14 protein-coding genes are annotated in these 22,916 nt (G+C 45.1%); 5 read left to right on the forward strand and 9 right to left on the reverse strand.

Going from position 1 to position 22,916, the window contains the following annotated elements; all coding sequences use genetic code 11:
- Positions 1–18: 18 nt before the first annotated feature.
- Positions 19–1,404, forward strand: coding sequence for a TolC family protein (locus tag E5355_RS00345; protein WP_136008698.1), 1,386 nt, complete (start codon positions 19–21; stop codon positions 1,402–1,404).
- Between the two features lie 99 nt (positions 1,405–1,503).
- Positions 1,504–2,271, forward strand: a complete 768-nt coding sequence (gene lpxA / locus E5355_RS00350) for an acyl-ACP--UDP-N-acetylglucosamine O-acyltransferase (protein ID WP_136008699.1) — start codon at positions 1,504–1,506, stop codon at positions 2,269–2,271.
- A 141-nt stretch (positions 2,272–2,412) separates the two neighbouring features.
- Here lpxA and E5355_RS00355 read toward each other — a convergent pair whose 3' ends face one another.
- The 9 genes from E5355_RS00355 to E5355_RS00395 all read right to left on the reverse strand — a co-directional run bounded on the left by E5355_RS00355 (position 2,413) and on the right by E5355_RS00395 (position 13,516).
- Positions 2,413–5,046, reverse strand: a complete 2,634-nt coding sequence (locus E5355_RS00355; RefSeq protein ID WP_136008700.1) for a carboxypeptidase-like regulatory domain-containing protein — start codon at positions 5,044–5,046, stop codon at positions 2,413–2,415.
- A gap of 10 nt (positions 5,047–5,056) precedes the next feature.
- Positions 5,057–5,866 (reverse strand): GLPGLI family protein, encoded by an 810-nt coding sequence (locus E5355_RS00360; RefSeq protein WP_117959281.1) that lies wholly within the window; start codon positions 5,864–5,866, stop codon positions 5,057–5,059.
- Positions 5,867–6,081: 215 nt separating this feature from the next.
- Positions 6,082–6,267, reverse strand: a complete 186-nt coding sequence (locus E5355_RS00365) for a hypothetical protein (protein WP_136008701.1) — start codon at positions 6,265–6,267, stop codon at positions 6,082–6,084.
- Positions 6,268–6,469: 202 nt separating this feature from the next.
- Entirely contained in the window at positions 6,470–7,294 is an 825-nt protein-coding gene (locus E5355_RS00370; RefSeq protein ID WP_168354250.1) for a GLPGLI family protein, read from the reverse strand.
- A gap of 397 nt (positions 7,295–7,691) precedes the next feature.
- Positions 7,692–8,069, reverse strand: a complete 378-nt coding sequence (locus E5355_RS00375; RefSeq protein WP_136008702.1) for a DUF3244 domain-containing protein — start codon at positions 8,067–8,069, stop codon at positions 7,692–7,694.
- A 157-nt stretch (positions 8,070–8,226) separates the two neighbouring features.
- Positions 8,227–9,957, reverse strand: a complete 1,731-nt coding sequence (locus E5355_RS00380; protein ID WP_136008703.1) for a tetratricopeptide repeat protein — start codon at positions 9,955–9,957, stop codon at positions 8,227–8,229.
- A gap of 782 nt (positions 9,958–10,739) precedes the next feature.
- A complete protein-coding gene (locus E5355_RS00385) occupies positions 10,740–11,315 on the reverse strand; it encodes an ORF6N domain-containing protein (RefSeq protein ID WP_136008704.1) in 576 nt (191 codons plus the stop codon).
- Positions 11,316–11,708: 393 nt separating this feature from the next.
- Positions 11,709–12,443 (reverse strand): carbohydrate-binding family 9-like protein, encoded by a 735-nt coding sequence (locus tag E5355_RS00390; RefSeq protein ID WP_136008705.1) that lies wholly within the window; start codon positions 12,441–12,443, stop codon positions 11,709–11,711.
- A complete protein-coding gene (locus E5355_RS00395) occupies positions 12,434–13,516 on the reverse strand; it encodes a phosphotransferase enzyme family protein (RefSeq protein WP_136008706.1) in 1,083 nt (360 codons plus the stop codon). The genes E5355_RS00390 and E5355_RS00395 overlap by 10 nt, the downstream gene beginning before the upstream one ends.
- A 189-nt stretch (positions 13,517–13,705) precedes the next feature.
- Between E5355_RS00395 and E5355_RS00400 the strand changes: the two genes are divergently transcribed.
- The 3 genes from E5355_RS00400 (at position 13,706) to E5355_RS00410 (ending at position 22,900) form a co-directional block, all read left to right on the forward strand.
- Positions 13,706–17,779, forward strand: a complete 4,074-nt coding sequence (locus E5355_RS00400) for a hybrid sensor histidine kinase/response regulator transcription factor (protein WP_136008707.1) — start codon at positions 13,706–13,708, stop codon at positions 17,777–17,779.
- Between the two features lie 129 nt (positions 17,780–17,908).
- A complete protein-coding gene (locus E5355_RS00405) occupies positions 17,909–19,453 on the forward strand; it encodes a sulfatase family protein (protein WP_136008708.1) in 1,545 nt (514 codons plus the stop codon).
- Positions 19,454–19,717: 264 nt separating this feature from the next.
- The gene (locus E5355_RS00410) at positions 19,718–22,900 is read left to right on the forward strand and encodes a SusC/RagA family TonB-linked outer membrane protein (protein ID WP_136008709.1); all 3,183 of its coding nucleotides are present in this window, start codon (positions 19,718–19,720) and stop codon (positions 22,898–22,900) included.
- Positions 22,901–22,916 lie beyond the last annotated feature (16 nt).

Raw genomic sequence — 22,916 nt, forward strand, 5'->3', positions numbered from 1 at the left:
GATTAACGATTAGCGATTATGAAGAAAATAATATGCCTGATGTGCGCAACTGCTTTATTGAGCAGTTGCCACATCTACAAATCATACGACAGACCCGAAGACATAACAACTGCCGGACTGTATCGCGACACGGCGTCCGTGAACGATACATTAGCCGCAGATACGGCCAACTTCGGTAATCTGCCTTGGAGAGAAGTGTTCACAGACCCGCAGCTGCAGACACTTATCGAGCAAGCACTCACCAACAACGGTGACCTGCGCAGTGCCGCCTTGAACGTGAAACAAGCACAAGCCGCACTGATGTCTGCCCGCCTTGCCTATGCTCCGATGCTTGCCTTGTCTCCGCAAGGAACCGTCAGCAGCTGGGACAAGGGAAAGGCTACACAAATCTACTCCCTGCCCGTCACCGCAAGCTGGCAAGTCGACCTCTTCGGTCAACTGCTGAACCCGAAGCGACAAGCAAAGGTTAGCTTGAAGCAGACGCAATTCTACGAACAAGCCGTTCAGACGCAAGTCATCGCTGGCGTAGCCAACATGTACTACACCCTGCTGATGCTAGACCGCCAACTGCAAATCACCGAAGGCACCGTCGAGATTCTGAAAAAGAACCTGGAGACCGTGCAAGCCATGAAAGATGCAGGCATCTACGGAACCACTTCTGCTGCCGTAGAGCAGAGCCGCACTGCCTACGCTCAAGTTATGGCATCACTGCCCGACATACGCCAGAGCATACGCGAAACCGAAAACGCCCTCTGCCTGATGTTGCACCAACCGGCACAGAGCATCGCACGCGGTGTGCTGGAAGAGCAACAGCTGCCTACGGAATTTTCAGTAGGTATCCCCTTGCAGTTGCTATCCAACCGTCCGGACGTGAAAGCTGCCGAGATGTCACTGGCTGCCAACTACTATAACACCAATAGCGCCCGTGCCGCTTTCTACCCGCAGATTACATTGAGCGGTTCGGGAGGCTGGACCAATAACTCCGGTGCAGGTATCGTCAACCCGGGCAAACTACTGGCTTCCGCCATCGGTTCGCTGACGCAACCCTTGTTCTATCGCGGTGCCAACATTGCCCGTCTGAAACAAGCCAAGGCACAAGAGGAGCAGGCTAAGATTCAGTTCCAAACCGCCCTGCTGAATGCCGGAAATGAAGTGAGCAACGCCCTGCATCTGTATCAAATGGAGAAGGACAAAGCTGTTTCACGCACTATTCAAGTAAATTCTGCCCGCCAAGCTGCCTCAGATACAAAAGAATTGTTTAACTTAGGCACGTCGACCTATCTGGAAGTCTTGTCTGCCGAGCAGTCTTACCTCAGCGCACAGCTTGCAGAAGTATCCGACACCTTCAGCAGCATGCAGGCGGTTATCAGCCTGTATCAAGCGCTTGGAGGAGGAAGAGAATAAAATGAGCGATAAGTGATTAGTGATTAGCGATTAATGAAATAGTAAATCCTAATCACTAACCATTTATCACTAATCATTAATCATTAATCGCTAATTACTATGATAAGTCCGTTAGCTTATGTAGATTCAGCCGCAAAAATCGGCAAGAATGTAACTATCCAGCCCTTTGCATTTATCGAAGGGAACGTGGAAATAGGTGATGACTGTATAATCATGTCGGGCGCCAAAGTCCTGAACGGCACCCGCCTGGGAAAAGGGAACAAGGTGCATCATAATGCCATCCTGGGTGCCGAACCACAAGACTTCCACTATACGGGAGAAGAAAGCCTGCTGGTTATCGGCGAGCACAACGATATCCGCGAGAACGTGGTCATCAGCCGTGCCACCCATGCAGAAAGCGCTACCCGCATCGGCAATGAAAACTACCTGATGGATGGTGTACACCTCTGCCACGACGTGCAGATAGGCAACCATTGTGTACTGGGTATCAAGACTACCGTAGCCGGAGAATGCCGGATAGACGACTGCACCATTCTGAGCAGCAACGTTATTCTGCACCAATGCTGCCACATAGGAAGTTGGGTGCTGATTCAGGCAGGCTGCCGCATCGCCAAGGATGTGCCGCCCTACGTCATCATGAACGGCAACCCGGCAGAGTACCACGGCATCAACGCCGCCGTGCTTCAACACAAGCATCAGGCGACCGAACGTGTGTTGCGCCATATCGTGAATGCATACCGTCTGGTATACCAGGGAAACTTCAGCGTGCAGGATGCCTTACAGAAGATTGAAGACCAAGTACCGATGAGTGACGAGATACACAATATCATCAACTTCATCAGGAATTCCAAAGGAATCGTGAAGTAAACACCCTTCTTCGGGCACGAATCACGCAGACAATACGGATGGATAAATTCTTTTCTGTAAGTCTGCGTAGTTCGTGCCTTTTTCTATACTCCTCCTCTACAGATACTTCCTCCGTAAGTACCTCGGCAATTTTTCGATACTTCAAAAATTCAGCCTCATTTTGATCAGTATTTCTCTCGGGCGGAAGTAATTCAATGTTGTACTTTCACTCATGGAAGAGTAAGTTGTTTGTTGGAAATTTCGTTTATTCAGTACATTGTTGAAGCTAAACTCTATTTCCACTTTTCCCCATAAATAAGAAGTGCCAATATCCATAAAATAAATTGAAGAATATATAGGTTTTCTGCTTAACAAATATTGGTTGTCCCATTTTAGTCTCCAACTACTTGTGGGAAATAAATTGAATGTCAGGTTGCTGTGAAAATACTCTGCGTGTACCCCTTGCGTTATTTCACTGGAAAGTGCAGAACGCAAATATTCCTCACTTCCTTCTATACTTATATATTTGCAAGGCTGGACAGAGAAGTTGAATGCCAGCGAAAGATTCCTTGTTGTATATGGCACTATCTCCTCTGATAGCAGATTCTTGGTTTGGGACTGGCTGTAATTTCCGGTAAGTGCGGTAAAGAGTTTCCACCAGCCGAAGTTTTTCGAGAGTCGTGTACGGGCATTCCAATACAAGTTCCGATGCTTGATGTCAAGCATTTCGTTTGAACTCAGAATGCCATCTTGCTTCGTACTCAGCATTTTGTCCTGCCAATTGGGGATAATGCTGCCTCCCGCTGACCAAAATAGTCCATTCATTGGATTGTTGAATTTAAGAACGAGATTGTAAACAAGCGATCTGGAATCATAAAAGCTGCTACCGTTAAAGGCATTTCTATAGTTTGTGAATATATAGTTTGTATAGAAGTAATTGATATTCGGTATTTGATAGCTGAAATTAACTGCATTGATGAGTTTCCAATAAGCATTCAGTTCATAAGTGACGTTGAATAAAGGCTCTATATAAACACGATGTATATTCTCTTTTTCACCTTCCTTTTTATAGTTAAGATGGTATTTATGGTAGGATATAGGAATATCCAATCGCAATTCCCAGTGATAATTTTTATATCGCAGGGAGGGGGTGCTATAAATTTTGGTATCCATAAAAGTAAGGTCATTGACGAAGTTGTCAGCCGTTGTCGGGTATATTTCGTCGTTCTCCTTACAATATAGTGCCGAACCCATCTTCTGATTATGATATTCCACTCCTACCTGCATATTGGCATAGAATCCGGCAATTTTAAGTTGCAGTTCTGTTGATGTATGAGAATGAAAATAGCGTAAATAGCCATCCTGCATAAATGCGTCGTAAGGCTTTCCAGCGTTTATCACCTTTTCATATAAACCCGGAGATACAATCATCTTCTGGGGGGATTCATGAAAAGAATTGTTCGATAGAATTTTCAGTACATGACCTTTTCCGTAAGTGCCAATCAGTTGGAAATAGTTGGATATGTCCTTTCTCTTGACCTGCGTTGTTGCATTAATGAGGGTATTGTTGCTGTTAATAAAGCTACCGACCTTATTGTTCTCTATATTTCCGACCATATAGTTGCGGATATATTTTTTGTTGCCGTTCAACTGATAATCCATTTCGGCAGTGTAGCATTCTGTATTCAGCGACAGATTGTCATCTTCTTGTATGGTGATATTTCCGTCGGGATAAAAATAAGACAAAAATCTGTCGTTTTTCTGTTTGTCCTGCTTATTTACATAGGTAAATTGCCCTCGCAAGTTGGAAGTGCTGCTTATCTTATAAAGATGGTTGGCGGCGAACAAATGGCTACGGTTCATTAAATAGCGCTTTTCGTCTATTCCCCGTATGGATATGGATGGCACAGACAATAAAGGCTCGATAGAGATATCCTCGACATTATCATCTCCGCTTTGCAAGCGAACTTCATCACTGACATCTTCGCCGATATTATTCGTTTTGTAGATAGACAGATTCTGTTGCCGTTTTCCGAAGAACAGTCCTACAAGGCGTGCATCCCATACCAACTCATCATTGCCGGAATATCCGATACCTATATCTGCACTGCCTGAAAATGTATAGCGTACATCATCCGTCAACACCAGGTTCAAGGCGGCTTGCTCACTGAATGATTTGCCTCGCAGTACAGATATGGCTTGATGATTTCTTAAAACTTGAACCTCTTTTACGACTTTGTTTGACAAGTTATTAGTGGCAAGCGAATAACGGTTACCCATAAGATCCATCCCTTCAATGTATAGTTTGCTGATGGCTTTATCCTCGAACTTGATTTGTCCCGATGGGAGCACTTCTATGCCTGGCATTTTCTTCAGCACATCGGCAATGGTTCTGTCTTGTGGCATCTGGAATCCACTGACGGAATATATCAGTGTGTCTTTCCGCTCAATAATGCGTTTAGACGTTACTTTTACTTCTTTAATCTTGTATCCTTTATTTTGAAGGATAAAAGTACTTCCGCTCTTGAACTTCATTGCTGGCATTATCTGCTTTTCACATCCTATATGTGACAACATGATGCAGTGGGGAACTGAATCAGAGGAAATAAGGAAATCCCCTTTTTTATCAGTATAGGTAAAGTCGATTATCAACATCTGTTCATTGAGCAGTGATACAACAGCATCTTCTATCCCTTTACCTGTCTGACTGTCATTTACAGTCCCTCGATAAACTTGTTGTGAATAAGCATATATATTGCCGTACAGAATAAGTATAAATAAAGAGATAATTCGCATGTCTGTTCCTTTAATATTCTAAAAATACCGGCATCTTGTCATCATATTTGAGCGGTTTCCCGTTTGCGTCTATTCCGAGACTTGTCTCAATGCCCATTTGTCTGAAATAGCCGACTGGATCTTTGGCCGACTTTATCAACAATCGTTTCAGAGCTTCCCGGCTACATTTAATATATTTCAGATTGGGAATGCTGATAGCCTCTTTATCCATATTCTTTATTTCGATACACTCAAATAAGAATTCTCCTTTTTTATCTTCTGCTTTCAGGATTAAGCCGGGCAGACCACATAATTTCCAGGGACCATCACTAATGGGAATATCGGTTGTGAACCATACGAACCATGTTCTTCCCCGAAAGTTGGTTTGCGCTTTTTGGCATTGGTAGTCTGCGATAGTTATACTTTCATCTGTACAGATTCTCCATTGAGGCTTTTCCAAGTCTTCTTCATAAATATAGTTCTTAAAATCCCTGTCAGTATAGGTCGTCTTTCCTTTCTGCGGATAGTTCTTATATACTACATAATATTGATAACTACGTGGATAAGCAGATTTTCCCAAGGCGTTTTGCACTTCTTGAAACGTTCCTCCATGAGCAAGTATATTGTTGCGGATTTCATCGGTTTTTGTTTCCCACAGACTGTAGAATTTGGATGTTTTCTTTCCAATATCCAAAATATGCTCATCCAAAGATAGTTTCTTTGAGTCTTCCCATGCCTTGAATTTGGAAGCGTAGTGAATGCGTAACCGGACACTGTCTATCTCTTGTGCCTCGCCATGCGAAGCGAAAAGAATGAATAGCAGGCAATATACAAGTTTCATAACTATAATTATTTGAAAGATTTACCAATACAGCTTTTGATAGTAGCAAACAATAACTTGGTGTTGTTTTAGATGAAATGAGAGCATTTTATCTCATCAAATTGTCTGAATGCGTACCAAGTTATTGTTCAAGTATTACTATACAAACTAAGTTTGTATAGTATAAGAACTTTCTGTAAGCAAAGAAATCAGAGTTTCTCTAGCCCTTTCTTTCCTTATTTGCCAGCACAATCTTTTTTTGACCAAGAGTCAAGTAACATGCAGGCTTCCTCTGCCGTAGCACTATCTGGAATCTGATGCACAGTTCCACAATCGGTAATAATGGCTTGGGAAATTTCTACGGCTGCATAACTTAATGAAGTTAATGCAATAAGTGCGAAAAACAATAAATACTTTTTCATAATACCATCAAATTAAATTAATCACTTTAGTTAATTTGAGATTCTCGGTGTTCCTCAATCTCTTGCTTAGTTCGCGAAACTAATATTTTTATGTCAACATATATCTTAATAGAAAATGGATTGTAAAACCTAATGTCAGGATAAGTAGTACGGCTACGATATTTTTATAAGTAAAGAGTCGAAATCTACTGTTTTATTAATGTTATAGAGAGAAACTTTCATATTCTAAAAGTACCGGCATCTTTTCATCATATTTAAGTGGCCTCCCGTTGGCGTCCATGCCTCCTCCGGATTCATATCCCAATTGTCTTAAATAGCCGACTGGATCCTGCGCTGATTTAATTTTTAGTCTTTTCAGTGTTTCCCGGTCGCACTTTAGATACTTGTGTTTAGGGATGCTGATGTTCTCTCTATCCATATATTTTATCTCGATACATTTAAAAAGAAAATCCCCTCTACTGTCTTCTGCTTTCAGAATTAGTCCAGGTAAGGCACAGAGTTTCCAAGGACCATCTCCAATAGGTATATCCATAGTGAACCATACAGTCCATGTTCTTCCCCGGAAGTCAGTTTGTGCTTTTTGGCATTGATAATCTGCGACAAGTGCTTTTTCTTCCGTAAAAATTTGCCATTGGGGCTTTTCTAATTCCTCCTGATACATATAATCTTTAAATTCCTTGTCGGTATAGGTGATTCTCCCTTTCTCTGGATAGTTCTTATATACTGCATAATATTCATAACTACGCGGATAGCCAGCTTTTCCTAATACGTTCTGCACTTCCTGATATGTTCCGCCACGAGCAAGTATACTATCACGGATTTCTTCATTTCTGGTCTCCCATAAACTATAGAACTTGGATACATTCTTTCCGATGTCCAATACCTGCTCATCAGAGGACATGTTTTTTGAGTTCTCCCATCTCTTAAATTTCGTGGCATAATGAACGCGCAGTTGCACATTTTCAATTTCTTGCGCTTCTATGTATGAAACGAAAAAGAATAATAGGATACAGTAAATTAGTTTCATATCTATAATCATTTTGATACTTTGCCGGATACCTGCTATTATAAGCCGAGCCTGCCGAGAGTTTTCTATTAAACAAAAAGATTCGGCAAGCTTGGTTAGAATAAATTCGCTTTTTGATTTATATCAAAATAGCTATCATTCTCTTTTAACCGCAGTCTCTTGCTGTCAAGAAATCAAGATACTCGCATGCTTCTTTTTCTGTAGAGTCAGAGGGAATTTGATACATCGTTCCACATTCTGTAATAATGAACTGAGCGATTTGCACTGCTGCATAACTAACAGGAGCCAATACACAAAGAACCAAAAAGTATAAAAACTTTTTTCATAGTACATTTGTTTACTTAATTCTACTCTATTAAAGCTTTTCGATTCTGCTTATATTTTAGTGCACAAAATATCATAAATAGAATACCCCTATTAACAGTGTATCATCTGCTTCTATCTCAATGAGATAGTTACCGGTGCTTTCACCGTTCAGGTTTATATTAAGGGCAGCAGGGTTACTACATGTCTCTGAATAGACCGTTTCACCGGTAGATTCATTGGTGATAGTGACATTGACAACTGCAATGTTTTCATTGAAACTAACATTTACCACATTATTATATAGGTAAGCATAGGCCGGCTGAACAATGATACTGCGTGGAGTCCCGGCTTTGTCCGGTTCTACATCTTGTTCATGTCCTATATGTCTCGTGTCATCTTTGGTCGCAGTGAGTGTAATTTCTCCATCATTATTAGCAGGCTCTTTGGCGTTGGATATTGCTGTACTCATTATTATAAAGAATACGATTAAAGCGGTAAGATACAAGATTCGTTTCATGCTTTTTGTTTTTTTGTTTATGGCAAAGTTAGCGAAATTTTCATCTATTGCACAAAAAAGCATGTCTCACTTTTGATGTGAATTGTCTCATTTTTGCATGAGACATGTCTCATACATCAGTAAGAGTACTGTTTATTATGCTTTTTAGCAGTTTTTGTAATTCATTTGCCTGATAAGGGACATTCATCTTCTTGCAAATTCTCTGCTCAGTCCGGTAGAGGGTAGCATGGGCAATCTTCAGAATCTGCATTCTTTCTTTGATGGAGAAGTCAGTAAATAGTAGATAGCAATAACGGGTTTCGTTTTTACTGAATTTATATTCAACAGCCAGTTTTGAGAGGATGTCCGTTTTCTCTATTTCTGCCATAAATCTAATCCATTCATCGTCTGTCAATGTCACCTTAGAGATTCCGTGTTCCTTACAGTCCGAAATGATTTTCTTCATTTTGTTGTAGACATCCGAATATTCTAACACCTTTTTTAGTAGTACAATGTGTTGTTTATTCAATTTCTCCAATTCCTTTTGCATTTGTTCCTTTTGAACTTCGTCAATATACTGTTGTATTATTTTTTGTTGCAGGGCGGCTATTTGTTCCTCTTTTTGTTTCGTTTCTTCTTTCACAGAAAGGTATTGTCTGCGTAGTTCTTTTTCTTTTAAAAGAGCTTTTTGTCTTTGCTGATGGAATTTCTTGAGATAGCGTTTCCGCAATAGATAAATGCTTCCAATGCCTATGAGTATCGAACAGAGAATGTAGTAGCGATATTCTTTCAGATAAGATTCGTACAGTGTCTGTTGGTGTAGCATCTCTATGGTCTGCTCTGTTTCGATGATTCCGGTTCTCTGCTGAGATAAGTTTGCACTGTCCTTATAGGTCGAATATAGCTGTTCCATATTGAGAGACCGGGAAATGTCGCCTTGTGCTCTTGCTATATCGGCCAGTCGCATATAGGCTGCTTCTTTGGTGCTATAGCTTGAGGATGCGAGGCTTTTCCTTATATATATGGTGGCAGAGTCATATTGCCCTGCTTGATAATAGGCATCTCCTAATTCCAAGAAGGTACGGTAACAGTGCAGGGTGTCTTTTTGTAGCTTGAAGTTTTGCTTGGCATATCGCAGTGCTTTTGTGCTCTCTCCGGTTCTGACATACAGTGCGCCCAGAGCTGAAAAAACGTTTGCTTTTATGGCATCTTGTCTGACTTCTTTCAAAAGAGATTCTGCCTGTAGCAGTTTCTTTTCTGCTTGCTGATATTTTTTTTGGTAAAGTTGTATGTTTCCTTGCATGGCGAGACTTGAAATCTGCAGGGAAGTATCTTTCAGCCGGATACTGATTTGCTCGGCTTGCCGATAAATGGAATCTGCTTTTGCATAGAATTTCTGCAGGTAATAAATATAGCCCGCATTGGCGTATATTCGTCCCAGCAGTACTTCGTCTCCTGCTTTTTGTGCTAAATCGGTCGCTCTGATGTATTTTTCTATAGCTTCTGTCTGCCTATTCTTGTCTCTGCAAACACTGCCCCAAAGGTAGTAGACTCGCGCCTGCATTCTATTGTCTCTCATGGAGTCATAGTAGCGCACGGCTATTCGTATCAGTGAATCATCCGTCTGCACTATGTAATTCTTGTCCCGTGCCTGCGTCAGCAGCAGTGCATGGTAGGCACGGTCTGCTTTTGTTTTCAGGCTCTCGGCTGGGATGCCTTGCAGCATGCGCAGTGCGCTGTCCGGATGCGATGCCATCAGCGAGTCTGCTTGTACCAATGTTGTGTTGTAGCCTGTCGTTTCTGTGCAGGCTGCCAATAGTGCGGTCAGTATGGCTATGAGGGCTATGGTTCGTTTTCTCATGCAGTTTGCAGCTTGATATACTGCAAAAATAATGTTTTTTGTTTAGCTTATCCTTGTCCGGTCGTGTTTTTTTCAAAGGATGCATTCCCGTTTGAACCGTATTCATCGTGTGCTGTACAGGGTTTCTTTGTGTTCCGCATACGTGTTTCTCCCGAGAAACCTTTTGATTTGCCAATGCTCCACTATAGTGAACAAGTCAGACCACTAAGGTGAACAAATCAGCTCACTTAGGTGAACAAAGCAGACCACTAAGGTGAGCCGTTGTCAATACACTGCGTTTGGCACAAGAAATATATATGCTTTTCTCAATAAAGGACGGGGGAGAGATGGACGAAAGCCCGTGCGTCTTGAGGGGAGTGATAGTAAGCAACAGGATAAAGCCGAAAGGGTGAGGGCAAATTTTGCCCTCACCCTTTTTATTTGCTCTCACTCACCACCGCAATGCCGATGAACAGGGCGTTTCGGGAAAGGGGTGAGGGTGGTGAGGGCAGGTTTGCAAACTTTCTTTTCTTTCCTTCTTGCTCCCATTGCTTTAAACGCTCCTACAGATGTAATTTCTCATATTCTAAGTATGTTCTCTTATTTATTTTATATTATTGTATCTGTCTAAGGGAACGTAGTGAAGAATCTACTCTCTTTATGAATACGCAGAGAAGAGATTCTTCGCTACGCTCTGACTATACCTTAATGAAATAATCAGAAGAGGTTTTGAGCGAAGCTAATGACAGATAGTATAAGCTAATTATGGCGACATACTTATTCTGTATTTAGCGATTAAACATTTATTCATCATGCTGTATAAATCCGATTCTTCTGCGTGGTTTTTCTTCCAGTTTCTTCTTGGCTTGCAGTTCTGCCAATGTTTGATTAATGAGTTCCAACTGCATCCGCGTATCGTCATTAATATCGTTGTAATCGGCGAACACTTCTTCTATGTAGTCTTTCAACTCTTTCATTTGTTGTTCCAATTGTCCTACTCTGTCTATTTGTGGGGCTGCTGTAATCAGTTGTCTCATGGCAACAAAAGCACGTACAACCAAAACACTTGTTTGAATGGCAATATCACTTCTTAGTACACTTGAAAGCATTACTACTCCATGCTCTGTAAAAGCCAGTGGCATAGCGGACTTAGGTCGTTTCATTCGTGATGTCATCACAAATTGTGATGAGATAGAGTCCCATTCCTCTAATGTAAGTTGAAACATAAAGTCTTTAGGAAAGCGTTCTATGTTACGCTTGACTGCTTGGTTAAGTACACGAGTTTCTACTTGGTACATTTCTGCAAGGTCGAAGTCAAGCATTACTTTCTGACCTCTGATTTCATATATCTTGCTTTGAATTACTTGTAATTGTTCCATTGATTTAATCTTTCGTGGTGCAAAGGCAACCAACTCTGTATAATATAAATAGAATGCACGGATAAAATTTCAGTATATGGCATAAAAAATATTCCTGCATGGTTAAGGCTCTTAAGTATGTTCTCTTATTTATTTTATATTATCGGTATCTGTCATTCAGAGCGCAGTATCAATATTCAGAGCTGCTGCAACTTGCCTTTGAAGCATGTTATGCTCCTCGCGCATTTTTTTATTGTTTCTTGGAACTTCATCTCTATAGACTTTTGGCAAAAATAGCCATTAAATCCGAGAGCAAAGTATTAATTGACCGAAAATGTCAGGACAAAACAAGTCTAATCAACGTGAATTCGACGAATTCAGATGCTCTGCTAATTCGCCGAATTCACGTTATGATTACTCGAAATGCAGTGCACCGAAGAACTCCGGACAATGGAAGTTCGGCTTCTCCAGTTCAATCGGATTCCAGGAAAGGAAGTGGGGGGTCTGAAGCTTGTCACCACACTTATAGAAGTTGGCACGAATGGTCTGGCCATCCAATGAAGTGATGCGGTGCAGGAAGAAAGCGGAATAAGGGATGACCAGAGCCACTTCCCAACTGCACTCTCCTACTCTTTCCGCGAACGATTCGCGACCCAAAGAAGCCCAGCGCTGCACCTTGTCGAGCACTTCTTGCGGGGCATGCCGACGACCGTCGCGACCGGCACCGGCGCCGATGAGCAAAGTTCCGGTGCAATTGCACTCCATGTTGTAGTACACTCCGTCGGCGGCAGGCACGGAGAAGAACTCCACACAAGCGTCTTCCCACACCGGGCCGTTGTCGTGTCCGGCAACCGCAGCCACACTGCCTTCCTTTACCTTGAAATGGAGCAGGATGGCATCGGAGGTATGGGCTATGCGGAACTCCACATCAGGACAGTAAGGATAGTCTGCCCAGTTCACTGTATTGACCGGCTGAAAAGCCACTTTTTCTTTATCCAAGAGAGCCGGCACCGATTCTACGGGCACATTGGCCACGCTCACCTTCTTTACACTTAACTCTTTCATTTTGCTGTTTTGAGGATTAATTGCAGACAGCGGCAGCATACAAAAGAGTGCCGCCACCGTCATCAGATACTTTTTCAGATACATGAGGATATGAATTCTTTCATCTCCGGTGTATGCGCTTCCACACTCTGCAACAGCTTGAACTGAGCTTTGGTACGGACGAGGTTATGCTCCGGATACTGAATCTTATAGTAAGTATCACCGTTGATATAATCTGCCAGGAAGCGTACGCACTGCATATACGGGAACAAGGCAGCCGCATACGGCAGGTTCTCAATCTCTATCGGCAGCAGGAAGGACTTGGCCGATTCCAGATAACCCTTGGTGAATGCCTGGAATATTTCCATATTGAAGTTCACATTGTCCAGGTTCTTGTCGTCTTCCAACCCCGTGTTGGCACCCGAACGGAGGAAATCGCCATAATCGGAGAAGACGAAACTCGGCATCACCGTGTCAAGGTCTATCACACAGAGCACAGTACCGTCTTCGTCGAACATCATGTTGTTCACTTTCGTATCGCAGTGGCACACGCGCTTGGGCAACTTGCCTTCACGGTGCAGACGTTCGGCCTTGCACATCTCGTCGGCACGTTTCTCTATCTCGTCCAGAAAATACTGCACTTCCTTCACCCGTCCGGCCGCATCGGCTGCCACCGCCTCACGCAATTGCTTCAAGCGGAACTCCATGTTGTGGAAATCGGGAATAGTCTCGCCCAGTGTATCCGGAATGTCGGCAAGCATAGCCTGGAAATTGCCAAAGGCCGCTCCTGCATAGTAGGAATATTCAGGATTTACAGTTTCGTAAGTCTTGGCACGGGGAATGAAGGTCATCACGCGCCAGTAGCTCTCACCGTCATGCCAATAGGTTTTTCCATCCGCCCCGGGAACGAAATGAAGCACTTTCCGCTCGATGTCGGATTCGCCCTTTTCTTCCAGTTTCTTGCGTATATGTCCGGTCACTGACCCGATATTGGCCTGCAGCATCTCCACATTCTGGAAGATGGCATGGTTGATACGCTGCAATACATAATCCGGAGCATCGGCTTCGGAGGTGGTCACTTTGTACGTGTCGTTAATTAGTCCGGCACCTAAGGGCTTGATTTCAACGACCGTACCTTTCAGTCGAAAATGAGATACAATAGATAAAAGGTCTTTCATGACAATTTATGGATTAATTAGTTTACAAAAATGCTCTTTTGCCTTATGCCAAAAGGCAAGTATGGTCCACCGAGCATCCAAAATTATACATTTAAACGGACATAACCTCAAAAAGCTCCGGATAAATAAGAAGTCTTGCATAAAATATACCTATATTTGTAACTGAAACCTTAAAAACCACCAGAAAAAGTGCGAAAGTCTACCATCCGGCTGCTTCTTGTATTACTGAGCATGGTTGCCACAACCCTGCAAGGTCAAAACATCACCTTCAACCATCTGACAACCGACGACGGTCTGTCACAATTCTCCGTGAACAGCCTTTACATCGATGAAAACGGTGTCTTATGGATTGGAACCCGAGAAGGCTTGAACCGTTATGACGGAGAAGACATACAAACTTACAAGCTGCAGAAGAACGACCCTTACAGCCTTTTCTGCAACACCGTGCTGCGCATGGCCGGCAACCGTAACGGAAAAATCTACCTGCTCTGTACGGAAGGAGTAGCCGAGTTCAATCTCGCCACCCAAAGATTCACCACCCTGCTGCAAGGAAATGTACACAGCATATATTACAAAGAGGCCCTTTTCATCGGAAAACAGAATGAAATCTACCGCTATAACGAGCAGACCGGGAACTTTGACCTCTATTACCAGCTTCCCGGAAAAAGTCTGGAAATCTGCTGTATGCATCTGGACAAAGGACAAATGTGGATTGGAACGACCACCGACGGAGCATACCGCCTGCAACTGGACAAGAACGAGCTGACCCACCCCATCCTGAAAGGCAACATCACCAGCATATACCAAGACAGCGAAGGCGAGTTATGGATTGGCAGCTGGGAAGAAGGGCTGCACCATGTAAAGGCCGACGGGGAAATCGAAGTCTTTGAGTATGACGCAAAGAATCCATGCAGTATCTCTTCCAACTTCGTGAGAGCCTGCTGTGAAGACAATCTGGGAAACATCTGGATTGGAACATTCAACGGGTTGAACCGCTATGACAAAAGTACGGGACTCTTCCAGAACCATACTGCCAGTGATGCCCAGAACGACGGACTGACACACTCTTCCATCTGGTGCATTGTGAAGGACAACCAAGGAACGCTGTGGCTGGGGACCTACTTTGGCGGCGTCAACTATTTCAACCCCGAATACGAGATATACAGCCACTATATGTATTCGCCCATCGAAAAGAAGGGGCTGAGCAATCCGGTTGTAGGCCGCACCATAGAAGACAAGGACGGCAATCTGTGGATTGGCACCGAAGGGGGCGGACTGAACTATTACAACCGCCGTACCCGTGAGTTCAAATGGTTCCGCCCAGAAGACAGCCCGAACAGCATCTCACACAACAATATCAAAGCCCTCTACTACGATGCAGCCAAAGATGTCATCTGGATAGGAACACATCTGGGAGGACTGAACAAGCTGGACATACGTTCGGGACGCTTCACACACTACCGCATGAAAGTCAATGATCCGGAAACACTGCCGTCGGACATCATCCGTGACATCGCCCCCTACCAAGACCAACTGGTGATAGCCACCCAAAACGGCATCTGCCTTTTCGATCCGGCTGACGGGAAATGCCGGCTATTGTTCCAAGACAGTAAAGAAGGCAAAAAAATCAAGATGGTGGCAGACATTACCTTTGACAACAATGGCACACTCTGGATTGCAGCCACGGGCGAAGGTGTGTTCAGCTACCGCTTCGATACGAACGAACTGACCAACTACCGGCATGACGCTGCCGACCCGCACAGTATCAGCAACAACAATGTAAACAACATTACCCAAGACAGCAAGGGCAATCTGTGGTTCGCCACTTCGGGCAGCGGGCTGGACTTATATCATCCTGCAAGCAACGACTTCGAGAACTTTGACCAGGCGAAAAACGGCCTTTCCAGTGACTGCATCTATGAAACCCGGGAATCTCCCACCAGCGGCAAACTGCTGCTCATCACCAACGAAGGGTTCTCCATCTTCGACTACCGGCAAAAGGCATTCATAAACTACAGTGCCGAAAACGGTTTCCCGACGACTGCCGTCAACGAGAATGCCCTTTGCGTGACCCGTGACGGAGAGATATTCCTGGGAGGCACGCAGGGAATGATTTCCTTCCATGAAATGGAGCTGAACTTCACGCCGAAGCCCTACAAAATCATCCTCTCCCGCCTCATTGTGAACGGAACGGAAATACAAGTGGGAGATGAGACCGGCATCCTGCAACAAGCCTTGTACTGCACCCCCGAGATTACGCTCAACGCCAATCAGTCCATGTTCAGCATAGAGTTCGCCACTTCCAACTATGTAGCCGCCAACAAAGACGACATCATCTATAAGCTGGAAGGCTTCTCCAACGACTGGAACAGTGCCCGTGGATTGCACAACATCACCTATACCAACCTGAACGCCGGAACCTATAAGTTGATTATAAGGCCCAACGGAAAAGACGAGAGCCTTTGTCCGCAAGTCCGCCTGACCATTCACGTGTTGCCTCCCTACTACAAGACTCCCCTTGCCTATCTTATTTACCTGATAGTGACGGGAATCCTGCTCTGGTATCTAGTGCGTACCTACAAGTCGAGAATCAAGCTGCGCGAATCGCTGAAGTACGAACAGAAGCACATCCGCGACGTAGAGGCCCTGAACCAGTCGAAGCTGCGTTTCTTCACCAATATTTCCCATGAATTCCGCACCCCGCTGACGCTCATCGTGGCACAAGTGGAAACGCTGATGCAACTCCAGAACTTCACGCCTGCCATATATAACAAGGTATTGGGCATCTACAAGAACAGCATACAGCTACGGGAACTCATCACCGAACTGCTCGACTTCCGCAAGCAGGAACAAGGGCACATGAAGATAAAGGTCAGTCCGCACAACATCGTGAACTTCCTATACGAGAACTATCTGCTTTTCCTGGAATATGCCAGCGCCAAACAAATCAGCCTCCGCTTCGAGAAGGAAACAGACAGCCTCGAAGTATGGTATGACCAAAAACAGATGCAGAAAGTAATCAACAACCTGCTGTCCAACGCCGTCAAGCATACCAAGGCGGAAGACAGCATCACCCTCAGCATCAAGACCGAAGGCAGCAATGCCGTCATCCGCGTGACCGATACCGGCAGCGGCATAGATGCCCGGGAAGTGGACAAGATATTCGACCGCTTCTACCAGATAGACCAAATGGACTCTACAGATGCAAGCAAGACGGGTACGGGTATCGGCCTGGCATTGACGAAGGGTATCGTGGAGCTCCATCACGGCACCATCCGTGTGGAAAGCGAACTGGGCAAAGGTAGCAGCTTCATCGTAAACCTGCAATTGGGGAACGCACAGTTTGACGAAGAGCAAATAAACAAGAATGCAGACAGTGTGCAACAAATAGAAATTCCCAAACCGGAAAACGATGCCCTGCTCAAGGCAGAGCTGGAAGAGAGTGCTCCCATCAAACGACTCCCGGATGCAAAAATCCTGATAGTGGAAGACAACGACTCCATCCGCGACATGCTGGCAGGTATCTTCAAGCCCTTCTACGAAGTGCTGACTGCGGCCGACGGAGCGGAAGGACTTGCACTGGTACGCAGCGAAATGCCCAATATCGTAGTCAGCGACGTGGTGATGCCCAACATGTCGGGAACGGAACTGTGTAAACAGATAAAGAGCGACTTCAACACCTGCCATATTCCCGTGGTACTGCTCACGGCACGTACTGCCATCGAACAGAATATCGAGGGACTACGCATCGGTGCGGACGACTATATCACCAAGCCGTTCAACACCAATCTATTGATTTCGCGCTGCAACAACCTCGTGAACTCGCGCATCCTCCTGCAGGAGAAGTTCAGCAAGCAGCCGCAAGCCTTTGTACAGATGCTTGCCACCAACCCCATAGACAAGGAGATTCTGGACCGTGCCATGGCAGTCATCGAGCAACATCTGGACGATACGGAATTCAACGTCAACGTCTTTGCCCGTGAAATGGCAATGGCACGCACCAATCTGTTCACCAAGCTGAAGGCTATCACCGGACAAACTCCGAACGACTTTATCCTGACCATCCGCCTGAAGAAAGGCGCTCTGATGCTGCGCAACAATCCGGAGCTGAATATTACTGAAATTGCGGACCGGATCGGTTTCAGTTCTTCACGCTATTTCTCCAAATGCTTCAAGGACATTTACCATGTCAGCCCACTGGCCTACCGCAAAGGAGAGAATGGAGGAGAGGAAAGTACGGAAGACAGTGAAGAGACATCTTAATATTGTACATCAAGCCATCGCATGATACGGTTTGTACTTTTTCTCCCTTCCCTTGTACTTCCTTATACACCCGATTCCATAAAACCTCTTACCTTTGACCTCAGAATTACAATCTAAAGTCAAAGAACTATGAAGCATTTTTCCCCCTTGTGGTCTCTGATTCCCGGTGCAGCCCTGATAGCGGGATGCGGAAGCCAACCTAAAGACAAGACTTCGGAGCACTCGCCGCAGAAGCCCAATGTAGTATATCTGATTGCTGATGACCTGGGTATCGGCGACCTGAGCTGTTACGGTGCCACCAAAGTAAGCACTCCCAACATCGACCGCCTTGCCGGACAAGGCATGCAGTTTACCAACGCTTATGCCACTTCTTCCACCAGCACCCCTTCCCGCTTCGGCCTGCTGACAGGCATGTATCCCTGGCGACAGAAGAATACCGGCATTGCTCCGGGCAATTCCGAACTCATCATCGATACCGCCTGCGTCACTATGGCCGATATGTTCAAGGAAGAAGGCTACGCCACTGCAGCAGTGGGCAAGTGGCACCTCGGCCTGGGTCCTAAAGGCGGTACGGACTTCAACCGCCGGATTAAACCGAACACCCAAGACATCGGCTTTGACTATGAATACATCATCCCCGCTACCGTCGACCGCGTTCCCTGCGTCTTTGTAGAGAACGGACATGTAGTGGGTCTCGACCCCAACGACCCTATCACTGTGAGCTACGACCACAAGGTCGGTGACTGGCCCACCGGTCTCGAAAACCCCGAACTCGTCAAGATGAAACCCAGCCAGGGGCACAATAACACCATCATCAACGGCATCCCCCGCATCGGCTGGATGACCGGCGGCAAATTCGCCCTTTGGACAGACGAAGACATTGCCGACGTGATTACAGACAAAGCTAAGAACTTCATCACAGCCCATAAAGACGAACCTTTCTTCCTTTATATGGGTACGCAAGATGTACATGTTCCCCGCGTGCCACATCCGCGTTTCGCCGGCAAGAGTGGTTTGGGCGTACGTGGCGACGTCATCCTCCAGCTGGACTGGACCGTGGGTGAAATCATGCATACCCTGGACAGCCTCGGCATTGCCGACAACACCATTTTCGTATTCTGTAGTGACAACGGTCCCGTCATAGACGACGGTTATCAAGACCGGGCACGCGAACTGCTGAACGGCCACACTCCCATGAAGCACTACCGCGGCGGGAAATACAGCGCCTTCGATGCCGGCACACGCATCCCTTTCATCGTACGCTGGCCCGGCGGCATCAAGCCCGGCAAACAACAAGCCCTTTTCTCCATGATTGACGTCTATGCCTCACTCGCCGCCCTGCTGGACTATCCGCTGAAAGCAGGCACCGCTCCCGACAGCCGCGACCAGCTCAACAACTTTCTGGGAACCGACACCGCCGGATGTGACTATATCGTACAGCAAAATCTGGACAATACGCTCTCCATTATCGAGGGAGACTGGAAATACATAGAGCCCAGCGACAAACCCGCACTGGAGTATTGGACCCAAACGGAAATGGGAAACGCCCCGCAGCCCCAACTGTACAATCTTTCCGTCGATCCGTCTGAAAAAGACAATGTGGCAGATGCCCATCCGGAAAAGATAGAAGCGCTCTCCGCCCTGCTGGAAAAGGTTAAGGGCGCAAAGGACTAAAACGGAGGCACGGCCCTCTCATTTAAAGGAGTTAAAGGGCGATAACTCCTTCTAACTCCCTTAAATGAAAGAGCCGTGAAACGGAGGGAGATAAAAGTACAAGAGTGTTGCCGTCCGCGGGTTTTGTACGAATTCGTACTTTTTGCGAACTATTAACGGATATGTTTGTATATTCCATCCCCTACATTTGCGATGTGATTTCACCCCAAAGTGAGTACAAGACGAAGAAACAACCTTTATTATTAACTAATTAAATTAATATTTATGGAACAAAAATCCAGCTTCTTTAAAGCATTAGGTATTATGTTACTTGTCCTATTTGCCACGCAGGCCAATGCACAGGAACTGACCGTCTCCGGAACGGTGAATGATGACTTCGGTCCGATCATCGGTGCGTCAGTCCTCGTGAAGGGTACAAGCAATGGCAGTATCACCGATATGAACGGAGAGTTCACTTTGTCCGGTGTACCAGCCAAAGGAACTCTGGTTATCTCATTCATCGGCTATCAGACACAAGAAATTCAGGTAAACAATCAGCAGAAACTTTCCATCAATTTAAAAGAAGACTCACAACAACTGCAAGAAGTAGTGGTAGTGGCAGTGGGTTACGGCGATGTCCGCCGCAAAGACCTGACAGGTTCCATCGCGAAAGCAGACATCAAGGAATTAGTCAAAACTCCGGTAAACAATGTTGCTGAGTCTTTAGGAGGACGTATTGCAGGTGTGCAGGTTTCATCGACGGACGGCGGACTCGGTGACAACTTCAACATTGTGATTCGTGGTGCCGGTTCATTGACCCAAAGCACAGCGCCTCTATATGTTATCGACGGTTTCCCGCAAGAAACCTCTAACATGGGTTCTTTAAACCCGAATGACATCGAATCCATTGACGTTTTGAAAGATGCTTCCGCCACCGCCATCTATGGTTCGCGTGGTGCTAATGGTGTAGTTATCATCACTACGAAAAAAGGCAAATCTGGAAAACCGACCATCTCCTACAACGGAAGTTTCACGGTAGGACTGGTGAACAATACCCCCGAAATGATGGATGGATATGAATTTGTGAAACTCCAACAAGAAGTCATGGGTGCAGAGGATTTCAAGAACATGTATCTGAAAGATGGAAATACACTGGAGGATTACCGCAAATTCAAATCCTACGATTGGCAGAAAGAGATTTACCGCACAGCCATGAGCCATAACCATCACGTGCTTTTGAATGGCAATGCCGGCGACTTGAAATATTCTACTTCCGTATCCTACAATGACCAGGAAGGCGTCATCATCAATTCTGACTTAAACAGATACCAGGCACGTGTCAACCTCAGCCAGCAATTCAACAAGAGACTGAAGGTAGATGCCAACGCCAACTTTGCCAGTACAACACAGAACGGGCCCAATCCCTCGAACAACACCAGCGCCATGTCTACCGCATTCATGTACAGTGTATGGGCTTACCGTCCCGTATCTCCGTCAGGCGCCGACTTAAAAGACGAAATTTACGATACCGATATAGACATGGCAGAAGACTATCGCTTCAACCCTGTATTGTCGGCCAAGAACGAATATCGCAGGAACACTACCAACACATTGCAAGCCAACTTGAGTGCAGAGTATGAAATCATCAAGAACTTGAAGTTTAAAGTTGCAGCAGGCTATTCGAGCCGTGACATAAAGGAAGAAGAGTTTAATGGTCCTAATACCCGTACCGGTAATTCTCACCCTTCCAATACACAAAGTAAAGGTATCAATGCTAAGTTGTACCAATATGAATTCAGAAGCTATCTGAACGAAAACACATTGACCTATCAGTTCAATAAAAAACTTCACAGCATGAATGTACTGGCAGGTTTAAGTTTACAGAAGAACAGCAATTACTCCCACTCCGTAGCAACCGAACATATCAGTAATGAGTCTTTCGGTATGGCAGGACTAGATAAAGGTACCAACCAAACCATAGAGAGCAACCAGGGAGAAAGCAAGATGATGTCCTATTTCGGTCGTATCAACTATAACTATGATTCAAGATACTACCTTAACGCCACCATGCGTGCCGACGGTTCTTCTAAATTCCCGAAAAACAACCGCTGGGGATATTTCCCTTCTGCATCTGTGGCATGGGCTTTCGGTCGCGAAGCTTTTGTATCGGAAAATGCTTCTTGGCTGTCTAATGGAAAACTACGCCTCAGCTACGGCCAGACAGGTAACAACCGTGTGGGCGACTTTGACTACATGGCCAAACTGATTACAAGCGACAACGTGTATAAATATCCTTGGAATGGTTCATTTACCCCAGGTTTCCATATTGCCAATAAAGCCAATTCACAACTCAAGTGGGAAACTACCGAACAAATAGACTTCGGTCTGGATTTAGGTTTCTTCGACGGACGTATCAACGTGACTGCCGATTATTATATAAAAACCACTAAGGATTTGTTACTCAGAGCTGATGTTCCAGGCAGTTCCGGTTTCTCCAGTGCAACGCTCAATGTCGGTAAACTCAAGAACAAAGGTTTCGAGCTTACTTTGGAAACTATTAACCTGAAGAATAAGAAGTTCTCATGGACTTCCAACTTCAATATAGCATTCAACTCCAACAAGATTACCGCATTGACGGAAGGAAAAGGTGAAATTACAAGTTATGTAAGCTGGGACAACAAGTACAAAACCATGCCCGCATACGTCAGCCGTATCGGCGAATCGGCCGGCAAGATGTATGGTTTCATTTATGAAGGTACCTACAAAGAATCGGACTTCAACATCACTACGGACGACAAAGGCAAGAAAGTGTACACCCTGAAAGAGGGTATCGCTTCTTACGTGAAAGGCTGCCAACCCGGTGACCCCAAATATAAAGACATGCCTACGATAGATACCAATGGCGACGGTATTCCTGATACAGGCGACGGTATCATCAATGACAAAGACCGTACCACCATCGGTAACGGCCTGCCCACATGCACCGGCGGTTTCACCAATAGCTTTACCTATAAGAATTGGGACTTCAGTATCTTCTTGCAATGGAGTTTAGGAAATGATATTCTGAACGCTAACCGAATGGTCTTTGAAAATCCCGCCAAGAAGAAGAACACTAACATGTTTGCATCCTATACCAACCGTTGGACTCCCGAAAACCCGTATAGCAACATGCCCCGTGCAAATGCCCTCGGCTCCAACGAGTATAGTTCTCTCTATGTGGAAGATGGTTCGTTCTTGAAACTGAAATCCATCTCTTTAGGTTACAATTTTCCGGCACAGATGCTGAGAAAAGCATTCATCAGCTCTGCCAGAGTATTTGTTTCCGCTGAAAACATCGCTACCATTACAGGCTATTCCGGCTCAGACCCAGAAGTATCTACACGTAATTCGGTATTGACTCCCGGATTCGACTGGTCTGCATATCCACGCTCTTTCAACGCATCTATCGGAGTGAACCTTACTTTCTAACAACAAACGTATAAAA

The sequence above is a fragment of the Bacteroides muris (ex Afrizal et al. 2022) genome (assembly GCF_004793475.1).
GTDB lineage: Bacteria > Bacteroidota > Bacteroidia > Bacteroidales > Bacteroidaceae > Bacteroides > Bacteroides muris.